Source organism: Aquibium sp. A9E412 (genome assembly GCF_030398335.1).
Lineage (GTDB): Bacteria > Pseudomonadota > Alphaproteobacteria > Rhizobiales > Rhizobiaceae > A9E412.
In genome coordinates, this window is sequence record NZ_JAOAOP010000137.1 from 1 (window position 1) to 1,334 (window position 1,334).

At 67.0% G+C, this 1,334-nt stretch carries 1 protein-coding gene; it reads right to left on the reverse strand.

Translation table 11 applies throughout. The annotated features are described in order from the left end of the window. Positions 1-196 precede the first annotated feature (196 nt). Positions 197-1,282, reverse strand: coding sequence for a Gfo/Idh/MocA family oxidoreductase (locus N1F89_RS20575; protein WP_290086369.1), 1,086 nt, complete (start codon positions 1,280-1,282; stop codon positions 197-199). Positions 1,283-1,334 lie beyond the last annotated feature (52 nt).

Here is a 1,334-nt window from a genome sequence, read left to right on the forward strand (position 1 = left end):
TGCCGGCCGGAGCGGTCCGCACGTCCCGCCCACGTCCCCGCACCGAGAGGCCGCGGTGCGACAGCCGCAGCCGGGCTGCTCGTCGCCGGTGCCGGCGCGTTCGCGGACGGCGAACCGGTTCCCACTTTGCCTGCAAACGCTTTGTCCCGGCGCGTTTGCGGACGGCGAACCGGTTCCCACTTTGCCTGCAAACGCTTTACAGTTCGATGGCGCGCTGCTCCTCGATGCTGCGCTCGGCCGCCAGCACGATGCGCAGGCTGTTGACGGCGGCGTCCATCGATTCCGACAGGTCGAGGTCCTTGCGGATGGCCTCCAGGAAGAAGGCCTGCTCGCGGTCGCACAGGTCCTGGTGGCCGGGCTCGTCCTGCATCGACAGGATCTCGTCCTTCCTGACGAAGTTCTTGTCGGCGTCGACCTCGGCGTGATGGATCTTCAGCGCGTCGGTCTTGGTGTGCTGGTCGATGTCGGCCGAATCCGACAGGTCCTCGCCGTCGCGTTCGTCCGCGTCGGCCTGGCCGGCGACGATCGACACCGCGCCCTTCGGCCCCACCACGTCCTTCACGAAATAGGCGATCTCGCTCATCATCGGGCCCCAGCCGGCCTCGTACCAGCCGACCGAGCCGTCGTCGAAGGTGACGTGCAGGTGGCCGTAGTTCTGCTTGGCCGCGTCGTCCCACAGCTTGGCGCCGATGCCGTGCACGCGCACCGGCCGGGCGCCGGTGAGCTGGCACATCACGTCGACATAGTGCACGCCGCAGTCGACGATGGGGATCAGCGAATCGATCAGGTTCTTGTGCCAGTGCCAGGCCGGACCGCTGCTCTGCTGGTTGAGGTTGAGGCGCATGACCAGCGGCTTGCCGAGCGTCTGGCCGATCTCGACGAACTTGATCCAGGAGGGGTGCACGCGCAGGATGTAGCCCAGCACCAGCTTGCGGTCGTGCTTGCGGGCGGCGGCGACCACCTTCTCGGCGTCCTCGATGTTGGTGGCGATCGGCTTTTCCATGAAGACGTGGCAGCCGGCCTGCATGGCGCGGATGGCGTAGTCGGCATGGGTGTTCGGCCAGGAGTTGATCGACACCGCGTCGGGCTTCGTCTCGGCCAGGGCCTGGTCGAAATCCTCGAACAGCGGGTAGCCGGACAGTTCGTCGGGGATCGTCTTGCTCTTGATCGTGCGGCTCATCAGACCGACGATCTCGAAGCCGTCGAGGCGGTGATAGGCGCTGGCATGGGAGGCCCCCATGTTGCCGAGCCCGACGACGAGAATCTTCACTTTGTCCGCCACTTGGTCTCCCCCGCTGTGCTGGTGGCAAGGTTCGGCCGGGCGGCGCGCCGCC